This is a genomic window from Streptomyces sp. NBC_00878 (assembly GCF_026341515.1).
In the GTDB taxonomy this organism is placed as follows: Bacteria; Actinomycetota; Actinomycetes; order Streptomycetales; family Streptomycetaceae; genus Streptomyces.
This window is the reverse complement of record NZ_JAPEOK010000001.1, coordinates 9056067-9075156: the sequence shown is the minus strand read 5'-3', so window position 1 is coordinate 9075156 and position 19090 is coordinate 9056067. Positions and strand designations below refer to the sequence as shown.

Sequence of the window (19090 nt, the reverse complement as noted above, 5' to 3'; positions counted from 1 at the left end):
TCCGCCGGAAGGTCGTTCAGCGACGGCCGGTCGGTCAACCGATGTCAGCTGGTCCAGAAGTCCCACCAGCGTGTGAGGATCAGCATGCCGATGATCCCGATGTGCATGACCGGCAGCACCCACGTGAACTCGGCGAGGAAGCCCTTCACCCAGCCCGGCGCCGGCAGGAAGCCGTTGCGCACGTTGTGCGAGGTCACGGCCCAGAACATGATGATGGTCGCGGCCCAGGCGAGGGAGCACCACAGGCACAGCGAGTTGATGTTGTACAGCGACTGGTACTGCAGCCAGGTGCAGAAGCCGACGCCGAACAGCGTGCCCGCGTTGAAGGTCAGCCAGTACCAGCGCGGGAAGGTGGCGCGGCCGAGCAGGCTCATACCGACGCAGATCACGATGCCGTAGGCGACGAGGCCCATCATCGGGTTGGGGAACCCGAAGGCGGAGGCCTGGTCGCTCTTCATGATGTTGCCGCAGGAGACGACCGGGTTCAGGCTGCAGCCCGGGGTGAAGTTCGGGTCCTCCAGCAGCTTGAACTTGTCGATGGTGATGACCCAGGAGGCCAGCAGTCCGGCCGCGCCCGTGATCACCAGCAGAAGAGCGAGGAATCGACCGCCGCCCACGGACCGTGGGGCCCCGGCACGTTCCTGGTCGTGGGAGTCGATGCTGATGCCTTCCCTGACTGTCGTCTTGCTCATCACGCCGTTTCCGTAGCTTGAGGGAGCTTTCCGGGCACGGTCATTGTGCCGCACACGCGCGTGTGTCCACCGTTCACTGGACATAAGCAAGTCACCAAGTTGACGCCGCCCCGACCCAGCCCGTCCGGCGTTTGAGGACGAGGCCGTCCAGGCCGATACGGGGGTCTGGGGGCGGAGCCCCCCAGAAAGGACGGGACAGGGTAGGGGCGGCGGGGGCGAGAAAAACCACCCGGCTCAGCTCAGCCGGGATTCCAGCTCCGCCACGATCTCGTTCACACCGACCGCCACCTGATCACCGGACTCCATGTCCTTGAGCTGAACGACGCCTTCGGCGAGATCACGCTCACCGGCCACGACGGTGTACCGCGCCCCACTCCGGTTCGCGTTCTTCATCGCCCCCTTGAGCCCCTTGCCACCGTAGGAGAAGTCGGCCGCGACCCCGTTCCTGCGCAACTCCGTGACCACCCGGAAGAGCACCCGCCGAGCCTCGTCCCCGAGCGGCACCGCGAACACACTGGTGGACGCGGGAAGTTCGAGGGACACCCCCTCGGCCTCCAGCGCGAGGACCGTACGGTCGACCCCGAGCGCCCACCCGACGGACGGCAGCGCGGGACCACCGATCATCTCCGACAGGCCGTCATAGCGACCGCCGCCACCCACCGCGGACTGCGAACCGAGACCGTCGTGCACGAACTCGAACGTCGTCCGGGTGTAGTAGTCCAGCCCCCGCACCAGCTTCGCGTCGTCCTCGAAGGAGACCCCGGCGGCCGTGATCAGCTCGCGCACCTCTTCGTGGTACGCCTTGCACGCGTCGCAGAGAAAGTCCCGCAGCAAGGGTGCACCGACCAGCTGCTTCTGAACGTCATCACGCTTGTCGTCGAGAACCCGCAACGGGTTGATCTCGGCGCGGCGGAGCGTCTCCTCGTCCAGGTTCAGCCCCCGCAGGAAGTCCTGGAGCGCGGCCCGGTATACGGGACGGCACTCCTGGTCGCCCAGCGAGTTGAGGAGGATCCGGAAGTTCCGCAGCCCGAGCGAGCGGTACGCCTGGTCGGCCAGGATGATCAACTCGGCGTCAAGCGCCGGGTCCTCGGCCCCGATGGCCTCGGCGCCGACCTGCGAGAAGTGACGGTAGCGGCCCTTCTGGGGCCGCTCGTAGCGGTAGTACGAGCCCGAGTACCAGAGCTTGACGGGGAGGTTGCCCACCTTGTGCAGGTTGGCTTCGAGGGCGGCGCGCAGCACAGAGGCCGTGCCCTCGGGGCGCAGTGCCAGCTGGTCGCCGCCCTTGGTCTCGAAGGCGTACATCTCCTTGGTCACGATGTCGGTGGACTCACCGACCCCGCGTGCGAACAGTTCGACGTTCTCGAATCCGGGCGTCTCGATGTACCCGTAACCGGAGTTCCGCAGCGGCGCGGCGATCGCCTCGCGCACCGCGAGGAACGTGGCGCTGTCCGGCGGAATCAGGTCGTACGTGCCCTTGGGGGCCTTGAAGGTGCTCACGGGAAGTCTCTCGTCACATTCCTCGTCGAGGAGCGGAGGTCGGGTCCGCTCCCGGGCCGGCCGCCGCCACCTGCCGCAAGTACGGGTTGGTGGCGCGCTCCTGGCCGATGGTCGTCTGGGGGCCGTGGCCGGACAGCACCACGGTCGAGTCGTCGAGCGGCAGGCACACACGGGCCAGCGAGCCGAGCATCTCGTCCATGTCACCGCCGGGCAGGTCGGTGCGTCCGATGGAGCCGGCGAACAGCAGATCCCCGGAGAAGAACACGGGCGGGATCTCCGTGTTCTCGGGCATCCGGAAGGTCACCGACCCCTTCGTATGGCCGGGCGCGTGCGCGACGGAGAAGTCGAGGCCTGCCAGCTTCAGCGCGGCGCCGTCCGTCAGCTCCAACACGTCGTCCGGCTCCCCGACGGTCAGCTCGCCCATCAGCGGCATCCCGATCGAGCGGCCGAGCGCCCGCTCCGGGTCGCTCATCATGTACCGGTCCTCGGGGTGGATCCAGGCCGGTACGTCGTGCGCTCCGCACACCGGGACGACCGAGGCGACATGGTCGATGTGGCCGTGGGTGAGGACGACCGCGACGGGCTTGAGCCGATGCTTCTTCAGCGTGTCCTCGACGCCCTGGACGGCCTGATGGCCCGGGTCGATGATCACGCACTCCTCGCCTGCGGCGGGGGCGACCAGATAACAGTTGGTGCCCCAAGCTCCGGCGGGGAACCCGGCAATGAGCACGTTCGTCCTTCGGTATGTCGTACGGGGGAATGGCCCGGCTGTGGATCAGAGCCTACCGGCGCTGCCGGAACCACAGCGAACCCATATACGGTACGGGGCACACGCAGGCGGTCGGCTCACAAGACGCACGCGTCCCACTGACGTACGAGACGCATGAGGAGATAACCCGGTGGTCACCCAGGAACAGCGGCGGCGCCAGCTCGCCCGGGAGAAGTTCTTGCGGCAACAGCAGCGGCGCACGTCCGCTCGGCGCAAGGCCCACGCTCGCAACGCGGTGATCGCGTCGGCCATAGGCGTGATCGTCGTGGGCAGCGTGGTGTCGTACGCGACCGGAGTCTTCAAGAAGGACGACAACAAGTCGGACGCGGCCGCGGAGGCCACCCCGAGCCCGTCCGCGCCCAGCAAGGCGCCGGACCCCTGCGAGAAGGCCGCCGCGGGCAAGGTGAAGTCGCTGAGCTACAAGAAGGAGCCGGCGATGACCATCGACAAGTCGGCGGACTACACGATGAAGCTGCAGACGACCTGCGGCACGATAGACATCGACATGCCGGCCTCGAAGGCCCCGCACACCGTGAACTCGTTCAACTTCCTGGTGGGCAAGGGCTTCCTGGACCACACCAAGTGCCACCGCCTGACGACGAACGGCATCTTCGTGCTCCAGTGCGGCGACCCGCAGGGCACCGGCATGGGCGGCCCCGGCTACACGATTCCGGACGAGAACCTCAAGGACAAGAGCCTCAAGGGCGACGTGTATCCGGCGGGCACGGTGGCGATGGCCAACCAGTTCAACGCCCAGACGAAGGAAGGCCGCAACTCCGGCGGCAGCCAGTTCTTCCTCGTGTTCCAGGACAGTCCGTTGCCGGCCAACTACACACCGTTCGGCACTATTTCCGAATCGGGCATGAAGGTCCTGACGAAAATCGCGAAGGCCGGCGAGAGCACCGGCCAGGGCGACGGGACGCCCAACGCGACGGTCGTGATCGACAAGGCGACCGTGACGAAATCCTGACCTCCAGCAGGGAAATTTCGGTCGCGCGGGATGCGGACAGCCGCCCCGCCGGTCGCCTATGTTGGCCGTGACGAAACTGTGGACGATGCCCGGGGGTAAAGCTGCCCCACGCAGGCATCATGTGGAGGAGGCGCTGTGAGCAGCGACCCGTGGGGCCGCGTCGACGAGACGGGGACCGTGTACGTGCGTACGGCCGACGGCGAGCAGGTCGTCGGTTCCTGGCAGGCCGGTTCTCCCGACGAGGCACTGGCCTACTTCGAGCGCAAGTACGAGGGCCTGGTCGTGGAGATCGGCCTCCTCGAACGACGAGTGAAGACCACCGACCTGTCGGCGAAGGACGCCCAGATCGCCATCGACCACATTCGCGAACAGGTGGACGCCCACCACGCGGTCGGTGATCTGGACGCGCTGAAGGTGCGGCTGGACAAACTCGTCGAGACGGTCGACGCACGCCGCGAGGAGCGCAAGGCACAGCGGGCGAAGCAGTCCGACGAGGCGCGGCACTCCAAGGAGGCGCTGGTCGCCGAGGCGGAGGAGCTGGCGCAGTCCGACCAGTGGCGGTCCGCGGGTGAGCGGCTGCGTGCCCTCGTGGACACGTGGAAGGGTCTGCCGCGGCTCGACCGCAAGTCCGACGACGAGCTGTGGCACCGCTTCTCGCACGCGCGCTCGGCGTTCTCCAAGCGCCGCAAGGCGCACTTCGCGTCGCTGGACGCGCAGCGCGAGGAGGCCCGCAAGACCAAGGAGAAGCTGGTCGCGGAGGCCGAGTCGCTGTCAGCCTCGACGGACTGGGGTCCTACGGCCGCCCGCTACCGCGAGCTGATGGCGGACTGGAAGGCCGCGGGCCGCGCCCAGCGCGAGCACGAGGACGACCTGTGGAACCGCTTCCGCGGCGCCCAGGACGTGTTCTTCGCGGCGCGCAGCTCGGTCTTCGCCGAGCGGGACGCGGAGCAGACGGAGAACCTGAAGCTCAAGGAGGAGCTGGCCGAGGAGGCCGAGAAGCTCGTCCCGGTGCAGGACCTCAAGACGGCGCGGGCCGCCTTCCGCTCGATCAACGAGCGGTGGGAGGCCATCGGCCACGTGCCGCGCGACGCCCGCCCGAAGGTCGAGGGCCGGATGCACGCGGTGGAGCGGGCTCTCCAGGAGTCCGAGGAGTCCGAGTGGCGCCGGACGAACCCGGAGGCACGCGCGCGTGCCGAGGGTCTGACCGGGCAGCTCCAGGCGGCCGTGGACAAGCTGCGGGGCCAGATCGAGTCGGCGCGTACCTCGGGCAACAACGCGCGGGCCGACAAGCTCCAGAAGGAGCTGGACGGCCGCCAGGCGCTCCTCGACCAGGCGCTGAAGGGTCTGCAGGAGTTCGGCGGCTGAGACCAGCCGGGCCGCGGAGTTTTTCCGCCACTACGTAGAGGGGCCTTCCGTACATGTCGTACGGAAGGCCCCTCTACGTAGTGGCTGACTACGTGGTGACCGACCCATGTAGTGGCTGCTTTCGGCGGGACCGGCGGCTACGGCCTGCGTGCCGATGTCACCCGGTACACGTCGTAGACGCCCTCCACTCCCCTGACCGCCTTCAGGACGTGGCCCAGGTGCTTCGGGTCGCCCATCTCGAAGGTGAAGCGGGAGGTGGCCACCCGGTCGCGGGACGTCTGGACGGCCGCCGACAGGATGTTGACGTGCTGGTCGGACAGGACCCTGGTGACGTCCGACAGGAGCCGCGAGCGGTCCAGTGCCTCCACCTGGATGGCGACCAGGAAGACCGAGGACTGGGTGGGCGCCCACTCGACCTCGAGGATGCGCTCGGGCTCGCGGGACAGCGAGTCGACGTTGACGCAGTCGGTGCGGTGCACCGACACACCGCTGCCGCGCGTGACGAAGCCCATGATCGGGTCGCCGGGGACGGGCGTACAGCAGCGGGCGAGCTTGACCCACACGTCATCGACGCCCTTGACGACGACGCCCGGGTCGGCGTTCGACCTGCGTTTGCGTCCGCGGCCGCGCGCGGGCGGGACGCTCTCGTCGATCTCCTCGGTGGCCGCCTCCTCGCCGCCGAGCGCCTGGACGAGCTTCTGTACGACGTTCTGCGCGGCCACATGGCCCTCGCCGATCGCCGCGTACAGGGACGAGATGTCGGGGTAGCGCATCTCGTGCGCGAGCGTGACGAGCGAGTCGCCGGTGAGGATGCGCTGGATCGGCAGGTTCTGCTTGCGCATGGCGCGCGCGATGGCGTCCTTGCCCTGCTCGATGGCCTCGTCGCGGCGCTCCTTGGAGAACCAGGCCCGGATCTTGTTGCGGGCGCGCGGGGACTTCACGAAGCCGAGCCAGTCGCGGGACGGGCCCGCGCCGGCCGCCTTCGATGTGAAGACCTCGACCAGGTCGCCGTTGTCCAGGGTCGATTCGAGCGGTACGAGGCGTCCGTTGACCCTCGCTCCTATGGTCCGGTGGCCGACCTCCGTGTGGACCGCGTACGCGAAGTCCACCGGGGTCGCCCCGGCCGGGAGCGCTATGACGTCGCCCTTCGGAGTGAAGACGAAGACCTCGTTGCGGGACAGGTCGAAGCGCAGGGACTCCAGGAACTCGCTGGGGTCCTCGGTCTCCTTCTGCCAGTCGAGCAACTGGCGCAGCCACGCCATGTCGTTGACGGCGTCCTTGTCCTTGCCGAGGCCCCTGGGCGCGTCCGTGCGCACCTTGGAGGCACCGGCGGAGGGCTCCTGCTTGTACTTCCAGTGGGCGGCGATGCCGTACTCGGCGCGGCGGTGCATGTCGAACGTACGGATCTGGAGTTCGACCGGCTTGCCGTTCGGACCGATCACCGTCGTGTGCAGCGACTGGTACATGTTGAACTTGGGCATCGCGATGTAGTCCTTGAACCGCCCCGGAACCGGGTTCCAGCGGGCGTGGACGGTGCCCAGTGCCGCGTAGCAGTCGCGGACCGTGTCGACGAGGACGCGGATGCCCACCAGGTCGTAGATCTCCGCGAAGTCACGGCCGCGGACGATCATCTTCTGGTAGACGCTGTAGTAGTGCTTCGGGCGGCCGGTGACGGTCGCCTTGATGCGGGCCGCGCGCAGGTCGGACTGGACCTCGTCGGTCACTATGGCGAGGTACTCGTCGCGCTTGGGGGCGCGCTCGGCGACCAGGCGCACGATCTCGTCGTACATCTTGGGGTAGAGGATCGCGAAGGCGAGGTCCTCCAGCTCCCACTTGATGGTGTTCATGCCCAGGCGGTGAGCGAGCGGCGCGTAGATCTCCAGGGTCTCGCGCGCCTTCTTCTCCTGCTTCTCGCGCTTGAGGTAGCGCATGGTGCGCATGTTGTGCAGGCGGTCGGCGAGCTTGATGACCAGGACGCGCGGGTCCTTGGCCATGGCGACGACCATCTTGCGGACGGTCTCGGCCTGGGCGGCCTCGCCGAACTTGACCTTGTCGAGCTTGGTGACGCCGTCGACGAGCAGTGCGACCTGGTCGCCGAAGTCGCGCTTGAGGGTGTCCAGGCCGTACTCGGTGTCCTCGACGGTGTCGTGCAGCAGGCCCGCCATGAGCGTGGCCGGGTCCATGCCCAGCTCTGCGAGGATCGTCGTCACCGCGAGCGGGTGCGTGATGTACGGGTCGCCGCTCTTGCGCTTCTGGCCGCGGTGCCAGCGCTCGGCCACCTGGTAGGCCTTCTCGACCTGGCGGAGCGTCGCCGTCTCGATCTTCGGGTCGTTGCTGCGCACTATCCGCAGCAGAGGCTCCAGGACCGGGTTGTACGGGTTGGACCGCTGGACGCCGAGACGGGCGAGGCGGGCGCGTACGCGGTTGGAGGAGCCGCCGCCGGAGCGTGCGGGCTGACCGGCCGTGGGGCGGGCCGCGGGCGAGGGTGCCTGGCGCTCGGGAGCGGCGGCCGGCTCGGGGCGTGGCTGCTCAGCCGCCTTGGCGCCTGCCGCGGGCTCGGGCGACCCGTTCTTCGCGGGCGTGCCCGAGGGCGGCGCGGGCATGGCAGCGGACGCCGCGGACTGGTCGGGCTTGGCGGCGATGAGTGGCTGGGCCTCGTCTGGCAAGAGGACTCCTCGTGCGCGATCCGGGTCCCCGGTCAGGTTCCGGAGACCCCATGGTAGCGATCCTGGGCTCCGGACTCGCCTTCGGCCGGTGGGACGGCCTTCTACCGCAGAAACGCGAGAGGCGGGCACCGGATTCCTCCGGGCCCGCCTCCGCGGTGTCCTACGCGTGCCTCAGGCGTGTCGTACAGGTGCCTGACGGGTTGCTCAGACCGTGAGCAACGCCTCCAGCGGGGCTCCGTCCAGGGCCGGCTTCAGACGGGCGCGGCCGCCCAGGAATCCGATCTCCATGAGGACGGCGACGCCGGCGACCTGGGCACCGGCCCGGCGGATCAGCTGGAGCGAGGCCTCGGCGGTGCCGCCGGTGGCGAGGACGTCGTCGACGACCATGACGCGGTCGTCCGGCTTGAGGTCCTCGGCGTGCACCTCGATCTCGGCGGAGCCGTACTCCAGGTCGTACGTCTGGCCGAGGGTCGCTCCGGGGAGCTTGCCCGCCTTGCGTACGGGGATGAAGCCGATCCCTGCTCGGACCGCGACGGGTGCGCCCAGGATGAAGCCGCGGGCCTCCAGGCCGACGATCTTCGTGGCGCCGGTGCGGACGCTGATGTCGGCCAGCGCGTCGGTGAGCGCCGTGAACGCCTCCGGGTCGGCCAGGAGCGGGGTGATGTCCTTGAACATCACACCCGGTTCCGGGTAGTCCGCGACGTCACGGATGCGGCTCAGCAGTAACTGTTCGATCCCGGTCATCGGCGCTTCCCCGAGGGTCGGCCGCGGCCCCTGCCGCGGGAGGACGGCTGGGCCCGCTGGCCGCGCGGTCCGACGACCGCGGGCGTCGCGTCGGTGTCTTCCCGGTCATCGTCGTCGTACGGCTCGTCGACGACCGGCGCCCCCAGGGACTCGCCCTTCGCGGAGGCCGCGGCCCGCTTGGCGAGCACGCGCTTCCTGAGGGCCTTCATCTGCGGCTCGCGCTCCTTGAGGTCGGCGACGAGCGGCGTGGCGATGAAGATCGAGGAGTACGCGCCGGCCGCGAGGCCGACGAACAGCGACAGCGAGATGTCGTTGAGCATGCCCGCGCCGAGCACACCGCCGCCGATGAACAGCAGGCCCGCGACCGGGAGCAGCGCGACGACCGTGGTGTTGATGGAACGCACCAGGGTGCCGTTGATCGAGCGGTCCGCGATCTCGCTGTACGTCCAGCGGGTCTGTTTGGTGATGTCCTTCGTCTGCTCCTTGAGGCTGTCGAAGACGACGACCGTGTCGTAGAGCGAATAGCCGAGGATCGTGAGCAGACCGATCACCGTTCCCGGCGTGACCTCGAAGCCGACCAGGGCGTAGATGCCTACCGTGATGGTGATGTCGTGGATGAGCGCCACGAGCGCGGCCAGCGCCATGCGCCACTCGAAGGCGATCGCCAGATAGATCACGACGAGGACCATGAAGATCGCCAGGCCCTGCCAGGCCTTCGCCGCGACCTGGTCACCCCAGCTGGGGCCGACCAGGTCGGCGCTGATCTTCTCCGCGTCGACCTTCAGGTCCTTGGCGAGTTCTTCCTTGATCTGGTCGGACTTGGCGGTGTCGATACCGGCGATCTGGATACGCAGGCCGCCTGTGCCGAGTTTCTGGACGATCGCGTCGTGGCCGGAGGCCTCCTCCGCGTACTCCTCGGCCTGGGTCGTCGAGACACTGATCCGCTCGGTGGTGAAGACAGCACCACCCTGGAACTCGATGCCCATGTTCAGGCCGCGCACCGCCAGGCCGACGATGGCCGTGATGGTGATCAGGATCGAGACGCCGTACCAGATCCTGCGCTTGCCGACGAAGTCGTAGCCGATCTCGCCGCGGTGGAGCCGGGCGCCGAGGGTGCCGAGTTTCGACATCTCACGCCTCCTTCGTGTCGACGGGAGCGGACACGCGACGGGTGCGGCGCAGCGGCGGCTGGGCGCCCAGTCGCTTCGGGTCGAGGCCGGACCACCTGTGGCCCTCCGCGAAGAACTTCTTGCGGGAGAGGATCGTCATCAGCGGCTTCGTGAAGAAGAAGACGACGACCACGTCGAGCAGGGTGGTCAGACCCAGCGTGAACGCGAAGCCCTGCACCTTGCCGACCGTGACGATGAAGAGCACCGCGGCGGCGAGGAACGACACGAAGTCGGAGACCAGGATGGTGCGCCGGGCGCGCGGCCAGCCCCGCTCGACCGCGGGCCGCAGTGAACGGCCTTCGCGGATCTCGTCACGGATGCGTTCGAAGAACACGATGAACGAGTCCGCCGTGATGCCGATGGCCACGATGGCGCCGCAGACCGCCGGCAGGTTCAGTGCGAAGCCGATGGTCGGGCCGAGCAACGACATGATCACGTAGGTCATGACCGCGGAGACCAGCAGCGAGGCGATGGCGACGAGCGACAGGCCCCGGTAGTAGACCACCAGGTAGATGATGACCAGGGCCAGACCGATGGCACCGGCGATCAGACCGGCCTGCAGCTGCTCACCGCCGAGCGCGGCGTCCACCGTGGTGACGCTCGCCTCCTGGAAGGTGAGCGGCAGCGCGCCGTACGACAGCATGTTGGCCAGGTCCTGGGACTCCTGCTGGTCGAAGCTGCCGGAGATCTCCGCGTTGCCGCCGGTCAGCGCCTGGCTGACGTACGGGTCGGAGACGACCTCACCGTCGAGGACGATGGCGAACTGGTTCTGCGGGGACTGGTTCTGCGCCAGCTTGCCGGTGATGCTCGCGAACTTCTTGGCTCCCTTGGACGTGAAGTCCATGGTGACCTTCCAGCCCGCGGCACCCTGCGTGTCGAACACGGCCGAGGCCTTGTCGACGTCGGTGCCCTCGACCTCGGCCGGGCCGAGGATGTACTTCTGCCACTGGCCCTGGGAGTTCTGGCCGCAGGCCACGGTCGGGTCCTCGGCCTTGACGCCGTCGCCGGCCTTCGCGCGGACCGTCGCCTTGCTGCAGTCGAGTGCGGCGTACTCCGCCTGGAGCTTGGCGGTCGCCGGGTCGACGCTCGCGGAGGGCGAGGCGGACGGGCTGGACGAGGCGGAGCCGCTCCCGGACGGGGTGGGGTCGGCCTTCAGCGCGTCGGTGACCGCGCGGCCCTGCGAGGTGGCGGTGGACGAGGGCGTCGCGGAGGGGGACGAGGACGAGGTGGCCTTGTCCTTGTCGCTCTCCTTGTCCGAGCCCGTCGAGGCGCTGCTGGAGGCGCTCGGCGAGGGGCTGGCCGTCGGGTCCCCACCGGAGACCTCGGTGGTCAGGACGGGACGGAAGTAGAGCTTGGCGGTGGTGCCGACCTGTTCCCGGGCCTGCTTGGAGTTCGTGCCCTTGGGGATGTTGACGATGATGTTGCGATCGCCCTGGGTCTGGACCTCCGCCTCGGAGACACCCAGACCGTTGACACGGCGGTTCATGATGTCGACCGCGGTGTCCATGTTGGTCTTGTTGATCGCGCCCTTCTGACCGGGCTCTTCCTTCGCCTCAAGCGTGATGCTCGTACCGCCGGCGAGGTCGATGCCGAGGCGCGGCGTCGTGTGCCCGGAGGCGAACATGCCGCCGGTGAGCGCCACGATGGCGATCAGGATCAGGGCCAAAGTGCGACCCGGCCTGCCCTGGGCGCCCTGATTTCGGCCCTTCTTAGGTGCTGCCACCTTCTCGTTCTCCCTCTTCGTCCGCTCGGTCTCTGGAGTACCTGCGCGGACGGGCATGATTGGTGTCGAGATTCCGAGCGAAGCCACACGTCCCGGGGACCGCGGCGCGCGAGCGGCGCACTCCGCGGTCCCCGGTCATGACTACTTCGCGTCGGACTCGCCGTCGGACTTCTTCAGGTCTGCCTCATCGGACTTCTTCGGCTCCGCGTCGGCGGACTCGGCGGGCTCGTCAGCGGGCTCGTCGGCCGCGTCCTTCTTGCCGAGGTCGATGGGCTTGTCGTCGGAAGCGTCGGCGGGCTCGTCGGTCTCGGTGAGGGAGGAGGCGTCGTCGGGCACGACCGACTCGTCGGACTTCAGGTCGTGCTCGATGCCGTGGACGATGCGGTTGTACTCGTCGTCGGTCAGGATCGCGCCGATCGCGTTCTTCGCGAAGAGCAGGTCGACGCCCGGGCCTGCGTCAAGGAGGACCGTGTCCTCGTTGACCTCCTTCACCGTCGCGTACATGCCACCGATCGTGCGGACGCCGGAGCCGGGCTGCATGTCGTTGCGCATCTGCGCAGCCGCCTGCTGCTTCTTCTTGGCCGACCGGGTCATCAGGAACATGGCCCCGATGAGCACGATGAACGGGAGGAGGGTCACGAGACTCACGGGACGGAACTTCCTTCATTCGACCGCGATGGTGAGCGGCCTGATGGATGGGGGTATGTACGCCGCCGACAAAGGCGGCATCGGCGGAGTCTAAGCGAGTCCGCCGTCAAGGAACAACGCTCAGCATGGCACCGTGGTTCCTGACCTCGCGAGCGCCCTCGCCGTCACGCCCCGAACAGGTCCCCTTGTCCGTTTCCACCGGTTGACGGCCGGGGCGGGGTGAGGCCGAGATGGGTCCATGCCGCCGGTGTCGCCACCCGGCCGCGGGGCGTACGCGCCAGTAGCCCCTCGCGGACGAGGAAGGGCTCGGCGACCTCCTCCACGGTCTCGCGCTCCTCCCCCACGGCGACGGCGAGCGTGGACAGACCGACCGGGCCGCCGCCGAAGAGCTTGAGCAGGGCTTCGAGGACGCCGCGGTCCAGGCGGTCGAGGCCCCGGCTGTCCACTTCGTACACGGCGAGGGCGGCGCCGGCGATCTCGCGGGTGACGAAGCCGTCGGCCTTGACCTGGGCGTAGTCGCGGACGCGGCGCAGGAGGCGGTTGGCGATACGGGGTGTGCCGCGTGAGCGGCCCGCGATCTCGGCGGCACCCGCGGGGTCGATCTCGACGTCCAGCAGGTTCGCCGAGCGGTGGATGACCCGCTCCAGCTCGGCGGGCTCGTAGAACTCCATGTGGGCCGTGAAGCCGAAGCGGTCCCGCAGCGGGGGCGGCAGCAGGCCCGCGCGCGTGGTGGCGCCGACGAGTGTGAAGGGCGGCAGTTCGAGCGGGATGGCGGTGGCACCCGGGCCCTTGCCGACGATGACGTCGACGCGGAAGTCCTCCATCGCCATGTAGAGCATCTCCTCGGCGGGCCGCGACATGCGGTGGATCTCGTCGAGGAAGAGGACCTCGCCCTCCTGGAGGGAGGAGAGGATCGCGGCGAGGTCGCCGGCGTGCTGGATGGCGGGCCCGCTGGTGATGCGGATGGGGGCCTCCATCTCGGCGGCGATGATCATCGAGAGGGTGGTCTTGCCGAGACCGGGGGCGCCGGAGAGCAGGACGTGGTCGGCCGTCGCACCACGCGCGCGTGCGGCCCGCAGGACGAGGTCGAGCTGCTCGCGGACCTTCTCCTGGCCGATGAACTCGCCGAGGTCCTTGGGACGCAGCGCGGCCTCGACGGCCTGGTCCTCGTGGTCGGCGGACGCGCCGACGAGCCGCTCGGCGGTGGCGTCGTCGGTCGTGTCGTCCCAGTTCATGTGCTGTGCCTCGCGATGTGGTGGGTCCGGGTCGTACGGGCGTGGGGCGGGCGGTGCTCTGACGGGGACGGGCCGGTGCCCTGACGGGGCGGAGTGTGGTGCTGTACCGCTCCCCGTAAGGGGCGCGGTACAGCACCGATTGCGGCTCTGCCGCGCGGGCGCGACCAGCCACAACGGACCCGCAGGTTCATGACCCCACCTCCAGCGGAACGCTCAGCGCGCTTTGTTGAGGGTTTGGAGGGCCGCCCTCAGCAACTGGCCCACCTGGGGCGTCCCGGCCGCCTCGGCCTGCGGGGCCACGGCGGAGACGGCCTCCTCGGCCTCGCGGGTCGCGTACCCGAGGCCGATCAGCGCGGCGTGCAACTGCTCGCGCCAGCCTGCCGTGACGGGTGTGCCGATGGCCGGGCCGCCGGTGCCGAGGGGTTCACCGAGGCGATCCTTGTACTCGAGGAGGAGCTTCTGGGCACCCTTCTTGCCGATGCCGGGCACCGCGACGAGGGCCTTCTCGTCTCCGGTGGACACCGCGCGGCGCAGGGCGTCGGGGCTGTGCACCGCGAGCATGGCCTGGGCCAGGCGCGGTCCGACGCCGCTCGCGGTCTGCAACAGCTCGAAGGTCTGCCGCTCGTCGTCGTCCACGAAGCCGTACAGGGTCAGCGAGTCCTCCCGTACGACGAGGGAGGTGGCGAGCTTGGTCTGCTTGCCCATGCGGAGTCCGGAGAGCGTGTTCGGCGTGCACTGGACCGCGATGCCGATGCCGCCCACCTCGACCACCGCGGAGTCGGGGGCGAGGGCGGCGACGGGGCCGCTGACGAAGGCGATCATGCGGTTCGGCCTTTCGGAGCACGGTTCTCTGCGGTTTTCGGTGCGTTGTTCTGTGCGTGGTGCGGAGCGTCGTTCTGTGCGTGGTTCGGTGCGCCCTTTGGTACGCGGTTCGGTGCGTTTTTCGAGGCGTGCAGGGCGGCGGCCTGTTGGAGCCGGTTCTGCGCCACTGCCTGTTGCAGGCGGTTCTGGGCGGGCGCGCGCCAGATGTGGCAGATCGCGAGGGCGAGGGCGTCCGCCGCGTCGGCGGGCTTCGGGGGCGCGTCCAGCCGGAGCAGCCGGGTGACCATGGCACCGACCTGGGCCTTGTCGGCGCGGCCGTGCCCGGTGACGGCGGCCTTCACCTCGCTCGGCGTGTGCAGGGCCACGGGGATCCCACGCCGGGCCGCGCACAGCATGGCGACCGCGCTGGCCTGGGCCGTGCCCATCACCGTACGGACGTTGTGCTGGCTGAACACCCGCTCCACCGCGACGAATTCGGGCCGGTGCTCGTCGAGCCACCGCTCGATGCCCTGCTCGATGACGACGAGTCGCTGTCCCAACTCCGCGTCCGCGGGCGTGCGTACGACCCCGACGCCGAGCATGGTGAGCGGCCGGCCCGCGACGCCCTCGACGACACCGACTCCGCACCGGGTCAACCCGGGGTCAACGCCCAGTACCCGCACGCCGGCTCCCCCTCCCTCGATCGCCTGTTTGTGCAGGCTATCGGGTGCCACCGACAACGACCGCCAGCAACGCCCGGCAAAGCGACGGGCCGACGGGGTGTGTCCCGTCGGCCCGTTGAGCCCATCCGAGTCCATGCGGCTCGCGGCAGCGTTACGCGTCGACCTTCTCCATGACCTCGTCGCTCACGTCGAAGTTGGCGAAGACGTTCTGCACGTCGTCGCTGTCCTCGAGGGCGTCGATGAGCTTGAAGATCTTCCTGGCGCCTTCTTCGTCCAGCTCGACCTGCATCGTCGGGACGAAGTTGGCGTCGGCCGAGTCGTAGTCGATCCCGGCGTCCTGGAGGGCGGTGCGCACCGCGACCAGGTCGGTGGCCTCGGAAATGACCTCGAAGGACTCGCCCAGGTCGTTGACCTCCTCGGCACCCGCGTCGAGCACGGCACCCAGGACGTCGTCCTCGGACAGCTCGCCCTTGGCGACGATGACGACGCCCTTGCGGTTGAACAGGTACGAGACGGAGCCGGGGTCGGCCATCGAGCCGCCGTTGCGGGTCATGGCCACGCGAACGTCGGAGGCGGCGCGGTTGCGGTTGTCGGTGAGGCACTCGATGAGCACCGCGACACCGTTCGGACCGTAGCCCTCATACATGATCGTCTCGTAGTCGGCGCCACCGGCCTCAAGTCCACCGCCGCGCTTGATCGCGGAGTCGATGTTCTTGTTCGGGACCGACGACTTCTTCGCCTTCTGCACGGCGTCGTACAGCGTCGGATTGCCGTCCAGGTCCACGCCGCCCATGCGCGCCGCGACCTCGATGTTCTTGATCAGCTTCGCGAAGAGCTTGCCGCGCTTGGCGTCGATCACGGCCTTCTTGTGCTTCGTCGTGGCCCATTTAGAGTGGCCGGACATCTGCCTGTCTCCTTCGCGTAACCCATCCAGATACGAACGCCAGAGATCCTACAAGGACTCCGCCGTCCGGTCCGCGCGCACCATGTCGACAAACAGGCCGTGCACGCGGTGGTCGCCGGTCAGTTCCGGGTGGAACGACGTGGCGAGCGCGTTGCCCTGGCGTACGGCGACGATGTGACCGTCGTGCTCGGCCAGCACCTCTGCCTCCGCGCCCACGGACTCGACCCAGGGAGCGCGGATGAAGACGCCCTCTACAGGATCGCCCTCGACGCCCTTCACGTCGACCGTCGCCTCGAAGGATTCGTTCTGGCGTCCGAAGGCGTTGCGGCGCACGATCATGTCGATGCCGCCGACGGTCTCCTGGCCCGAGCGCGGGTCGAGGATCTTGTCGGCGAGCATGATCATGCCCGCGCAGGTGCCGTAGACGGGCATACCGGCCCGCACGCGCGCGCGGAGGGGTTCCATCAGCCCGAAGAGGACGGCCAGTTTGGAGATGGTGGTGGACTCGCCGCCCGGGATGACGAGCCCGTCGACCTCGGCGAGTTCCTCGGGGCGTCGCACCTGCCTGGCCACGGCGTCCGCCGCGGCCAGGGCGATGAGGTGCTCCCGTACGTCGCCCTGGAGGGCCAGGACGCCTATGACAGGTGCGTCGGTCATGGGTGCTTACCAGCCACGGTTCGCGTAGCGCTCGGCCTCGGGGAGGGTGTCGCAGTTGATGCCGACCATGGCCTCACCGAGGTTGCGGGAGGCCTCCGCGATGATCTTGGGGTCGTCGTAGAAGGTGGTGGCCTTCACGATGGCGGCGGCGCGCTTGGCCGGGTCGCCGGACTTGAAGATGCCGGAGCCGACGAAGACGCCCTCGGCACCGAGCTGGCGCATCAACGCGGCGTCGGCGGGGGTGGCCACACCACCGGCGGAGAACAGGACGACCGGGAGCTTGCCGAGCTCGGCGACCTCCTTGACGATCTCGTACGGGGCACGCAGTTCCTTGGCGGCGGCGTACAGCTCGTTGTTGTCGTAGCCGCGCAGGCGGGCGATCTCGTTCTTGATCTGACGCAGGTGACGGACGGCCTCAACGACGTTGCCGGTGCCGGCCTCGCCCTTGGAGCGGATCATGGCGGCGCCCTCGGCTATGCGGCGCAGGGCCTCGCCCAGGTTGGTGGCACCACAGACGAACGGGGTCGTGAAGGCCCACTTGTCGGAGTGGTTGACCTCGTCGGCGGGGGTGAGGACCTCGGACTCGTCGATGTAGTCGACGCCGAGGGACTGCAGGACCTGGGCCTCCACGAAGTGGCCGATGCGGGACTTGGCCATCACGGGGATGGACACCGCCTCGATGATGCCCTCGATCATGTCCGGGTCGGACATGCGTGCGACGCCGCCGTCCTTGCGGATGTCGGCCGGCACCCGCTCCAGGGCCATGACGGCCACGGCGCCCGCGTCCTCGGCGATCTTCGCCTGCTCCGGCGTGACGACGTCCATGATCACGCCGCCCTTGAGCTGCTCGGCCATGCCGCGCTTCACGCGCGCGGTGCCGGTGGCAGGGGTCTCGGTGGGCTGGGCGGGGTGGGAAAGCGTGCTCGACACGGGTTGACCTCACTCGGTGAAAGAGGGGTTTCTGCAAGCACTGAGGAAACGCTTGAGGACCAGGCCACTGCAAGGGCCAATGGGCAGGCGGTGGCTCATTTTCCGGGCCTCCAGGCGCGTTTCCCGTGGTCAGCGAGTTTCCCGTGAACAGCGCGCCTCCCATGGTCGGGCCGCGAAGTCGGGTCTGTGGCCAGAGGGTTGGTTCTGTGACCAGGGGTCGGTCTGTGGCCAAGGGTTGGGTCTGCGACCAGAGGCGTCGGATTCCGTGGCCGGGAGGTTTGCCGGTGGCCCGTCGGGCGCTTCGTCGGGGTCCACGCGCGCGTGGACGTGGACTACGTCCCCGGGCGGTCCGCGAGGGCGACCGGGGCCTCGTCGTCCATCTCGAAGGCCAGGGGGAACGGCGCGTGCCCGGCCAGCCGGAACCAGCTCACCGTGCGGTGGCGACGCAGGGCGCGGGCCGCCCGTACGGCGTCGTTGTGGAAGCGCCGGGCCATCGGCACCCGGCGGACAGCCTGGGCGAGTTCACGCGCCGCGTCCTCGCCTCCGGGGGCGGCCTGGACCGCCTCGACCTGTTGGGCCTCTCCGAAGACGGCCCTCAGCGCCTGGCTGAGGTCGCTCTCGGCGACCTCCCTGTTGTCCTCCTCGGCCTGGCGGGCCGCGTGCGCCGCTTCATAGAGCACGATCGAAGCGGCCGGGTCGAGCACTCCGGAGGTGGCCAGTTCCTGTGCCACCGAGGCCCTTCGGAGCAGCTGCGCGTCGAGCGCGGCCCGGGCCGCGTCGATCCGCGAGTGCAGCCGGTCGAGGCGGCCCGCGGTCCAGCTCAGGTAGAGGCCGATCGCCACGAGGGCGACCACGATCCAGATCAGTGTGGAGGTCACGGGCGCACAGGCTACCCGTGCGGCCGAAACCGCCCGCTTCGGCATCGGCCCGCCCGGCCGTCAGCGGCTGAGCTGCCTGGCCACACCGAAAACCGCCACCCCGTCGCACTCAGACACCACGACAGCGCCCCGCTGGCAGCCCGCCCGGCCATCAGCGGCTAAACGTCGGCCCGCCCGGCCATGAGCGGCTGAGCTGCCCAGACGCACCGAAAACCGCCACTCCATCGCCCTCGGACACCACGACAGCGCCCCGCCATTGCCCTCGGACACCCGACAGCGCCCCGCCTTCGCACCCGGACGCCACCGCCGCGGTGCCGGTCGCGGCCCCGGCTCCACCCCCGGTCAGCCGCTCGGCCGGCCGGATACCTCCGCCGCGGGGCCGTCATCCCGTCCCGCTCCCGCCGGCGTGAACCGCATGGAACAGATGTCTTCCGGTACGGCCTCGACGCGGCACCCCAGCCGCTGCTCGATGATCCGGGCGACCGCGAAGAGCCGGATGCGCTCCTCCGGCGTGTGCGCGGGGAAAGTGGCCCACCCCTGGCGGGCCAGCGTCGCGCCGATCTCGGTGGCGAACACCGAGCGGCTGCGCGCCTCTTCCTCGGCCGTCAGAGGGCTTCTGACGGCCTCCTGTGGCACTTCCTGAAGTACTTCCTGAAGTACTTCCTGAACGTGTCGCAACTCCCGCACGATGCGGCGCCCTCCCGGCTCTCAGTCCCACACCAGTTTCAGTCCCGCGAGGCCTCAGCCCCGCCCAGCCTC

The 19090-nt window shown here is 69.1% G+C and carries 18 protein-coding genes; 2 read left to right on the top strand and 16 right to left on the bottom strand.

Translation table 11 applies throughout. The features are described 5' to 3' along the window. Positions 1 to 44: 44 nt before the first annotated feature. The 3 genes from OHA11_RS39425 to OHA11_RS39415 form a co-directional block, all read right to left on the bottom strand. Positions 45 to 692 (bottom strand): vitamin K epoxide reductase family protein, encoded by a 648-nt coding sequence (locus OHA11_RS39425; RefSeq protein ID WP_266504719.1) that lies wholly within the window; start codon positions 690 to 692, stop codon positions 45 to 47. Between the two features lie 234 nt (positions 693 to 926). Continuing rightward, positions 927 to 2189, bottom strand: coding sequence for a histidine--tRNA ligase (gene hisS, locus OHA11_RS39420; RefSeq protein ID WP_266504716.1), 1263 nt, complete (start codon positions 2187 to 2189; stop codon positions 927 to 929). Positions 2190 to 2202: 13 nt separating this feature from the next. Then, positions 2203 to 2919 (bottom strand): MBL fold metallo-hydrolase, encoded by a 717-nt coding sequence (locus OHA11_RS39415; protein WP_266504713.1) that lies wholly within the window; start codon positions 2917 to 2919, stop codon positions 2203 to 2205. 169 nt (positions 2920 to 3088) lie between these two features. Between OHA11_RS39415 and OHA11_RS39410 the strand changes: the two genes are divergently transcribed. Then, on the top strand, positions 3089 to 3928 hold the full coding sequence (locus tag OHA11_RS39410; RefSeq protein ID WP_266504709.1) for a peptidylprolyl isomerase: 840 nt from the start codon (positions 3089 to 3091) through the stop codon (positions 3926 to 3928). 135 nt (positions 3929 to 4063) lie between these two features. After that, positions 4064 to 5293: a DUF349 domain-containing protein gene (locus OHA11_RS39405; protein ID WP_266504706.1), complete on the top strand. Its 1230-nt coding sequence runs from the start codon at positions 4064 to 4066 to the stop codon at positions 5291 to 5293. 137 nt (positions 5294 to 5430) lie between these two features. Here the strand turns inward: OHA11_RS39405 and OHA11_RS39400 are convergent, their stop codons facing one another. The 13 genes from OHA11_RS39400 to OHA11_RS39340 form a co-directional block, all read right to left on the bottom strand. Continuing rightward, positions 5431 to 7959: a bifunctional (p)ppGpp synthetase/guanosine-3',5'-bis(diphosphate) 3'-pyrophosphohydrolase gene (locus tag OHA11_RS39400; RefSeq protein WP_266504705.1), complete on the bottom strand. Its 2529-nt coding sequence runs from the start codon at positions 7957 to 7959 to the stop codon at positions 5431 to 5433. Positions 7960 to 8163: 204 nt separating this feature from the next. Then, the gene (locus tag OHA11_RS39395; protein ID WP_266504703.1) at positions 8164 to 8703 is read right to left on the bottom strand and encodes an adenine phosphoribosyltransferase; all 540 of its coding nucleotides are present in this window, start codon (positions 8701 to 8703) and stop codon (positions 8164 to 8166) included. Then, positions 8700 to 9833: a protein translocase subunit SecF gene (gene secF / locus OHA11_RS39390; RefSeq protein WP_266504701.1), complete on the bottom strand. Its 1134-nt coding sequence runs from the start codon at positions 9831 to 9833 to the stop codon at positions 8700 to 8702. Before secF ends, OHA11_RS39395 begins: the two co-directional genes overlap by 4 nt. A gap of 1 nt (position 9834) precedes the next feature. Continuing rightward, the gene (gene secD / locus OHA11_RS39385; protein WP_266504698.1) at positions 9835 to 11595 is read right to left on the bottom strand and encodes a protein translocase subunit SecD; all 1761 of its coding nucleotides are present in this window, start codon (positions 11593 to 11595) and stop codon (positions 9835 to 9837) included. A 141-nt stretch (positions 11596 to 11736) separates the two neighbouring features. Further along, positions 11737 to 12243: a preprotein translocase subunit YajC gene (yajC, locus tag OHA11_RS39380; protein ID WP_266504695.1), complete on the bottom strand. Its 507-nt coding sequence runs from the start codon at positions 12241 to 12243 to the stop codon at positions 11737 to 11739. A gap of 164 nt (positions 12244 to 12407) precedes the next feature. Next, complete coding sequence (ruvB, locus tag OHA11_RS39375) at positions 12408 to 13478, bottom strand: Holliday junction branch migration DNA helicase RuvB (RefSeq protein ID WP_266504692.1); 1071 nt, start codon at positions 13476 to 13478, stop codon at positions 12408 to 12410. 213 nt (positions 13479 to 13691) lie between these two features. Continuing rightward, positions 13692 to 14300 (bottom strand): Holliday junction branch migration protein RuvA, encoded by a 609-nt coding sequence (ruvA, locus tag OHA11_RS39370; protein ID WP_266504690.1) that lies wholly within the window; start codon positions 14298 to 14300, stop codon positions 13692 to 13694. Next, on the bottom strand, positions 14297 to 14962 hold the full coding sequence (gene ruvC / locus OHA11_RS39365; RefSeq protein WP_266504687.1) for a crossover junction endodeoxyribonuclease RuvC: 666 nt from the start codon (positions 14960 to 14962) through the stop codon (positions 14297 to 14299). The genes ruvA and ruvC overlap by 4 nt, the downstream gene beginning before the upstream one ends. A gap of 151 nt (positions 14963 to 15113) precedes the next feature. Then, complete coding sequence (locus OHA11_RS39360) at positions 15114 to 15866, bottom strand: YebC/PmpR family DNA-binding transcriptional regulator (RefSeq protein WP_266504685.1); 753 nt, start codon at positions 15864 to 15866, stop codon at positions 15114 to 15116. A gap of 48 nt (positions 15867 to 15914) precedes the next feature. After that, entirely contained in the window at positions 15915 to 16523 is a 609-nt protein-coding gene (gene pdxT, locus OHA11_RS39355; RefSeq protein ID WP_266504682.1) for a pyridoxal 5'-phosphate synthase glutaminase subunit PdxT, read from the bottom strand. Between the two features lie 6 nt (positions 16524 to 16529). Then, on the bottom strand, positions 16530 to 17453 hold the full coding sequence (pdxS, locus tag OHA11_RS39350; RefSeq protein ID WP_266504680.1) for a pyridoxal 5'-phosphate synthase lyase subunit PdxS: 924 nt from the start codon (positions 17451 to 17453) through the stop codon (positions 16530 to 16532). Positions 17454 to 17785: 332 nt separating this feature from the next. Next, entirely contained in the window at positions 17786 to 18331 is a 546-nt protein-coding gene (locus OHA11_RS39345) for a hypothetical protein (RefSeq protein WP_266504678.1), read from the bottom strand. Between the two features lie 342 nt (positions 18332 to 18673). Beyond that, entirely contained in the window at positions 18674 to 18967 is a 294-nt protein-coding gene (locus tag OHA11_RS39340) for a hypothetical protein (protein ID WP_266504675.1), read from the bottom strand. Positions 18968 to 19090: the final 123 nt, after the last annotated feature.

Bases quoted from the DNA above. Each gene is read 5' to 3' on its own strand.
- OHA11_RS39425 (WP_266504719.1), bottom strand. From the start codon at position 692: ATGAGCAAGACGACAGTCAGGGAAGGCATCAGCATCGACTCCCACGAC.
- OHA11_RS39395 (WP_266504703.1), bottom strand. From the start codon at position 8,703: ATGACCGGGATCGAACAGTTACTGCTGAGCCGCATCCGTGACGTCGCG.
- secF (WP_266504701.1), bottom strand. From the start codon at position 9,833: ATGTCGAAACTCGGCACCCTCGGCGCCCGGCTCCACCGCGGCGAGATC.
- ruvB (WP_266504692.1), bottom strand. From the start codon at position 13,478: ATGAACTGGGACGACACGACCGACGACGCCACCGCCGAGCGGCTCGTC.
- ruvA (WP_266504690.1), bottom strand. From the start codon at position 14,300: ATGATCGCCTTCGTCAGCGGCCCCGTCGCCGCCCTCGCCCCCGACTCC.
- OHA11_RS39360 (WP_266504685.1), bottom strand. From the start codon at position 15,866: ATGTCCGGCCACTCTAAATGGGCCACGACGAAGCACAAGAAGGCCGTG.
- pdxT (WP_266504682.1), bottom strand. From the start codon at position 16,523: ATGACCGACGCACCTGTCATAGGCGTCCTGGCCCTCCAGGGCGACGTA.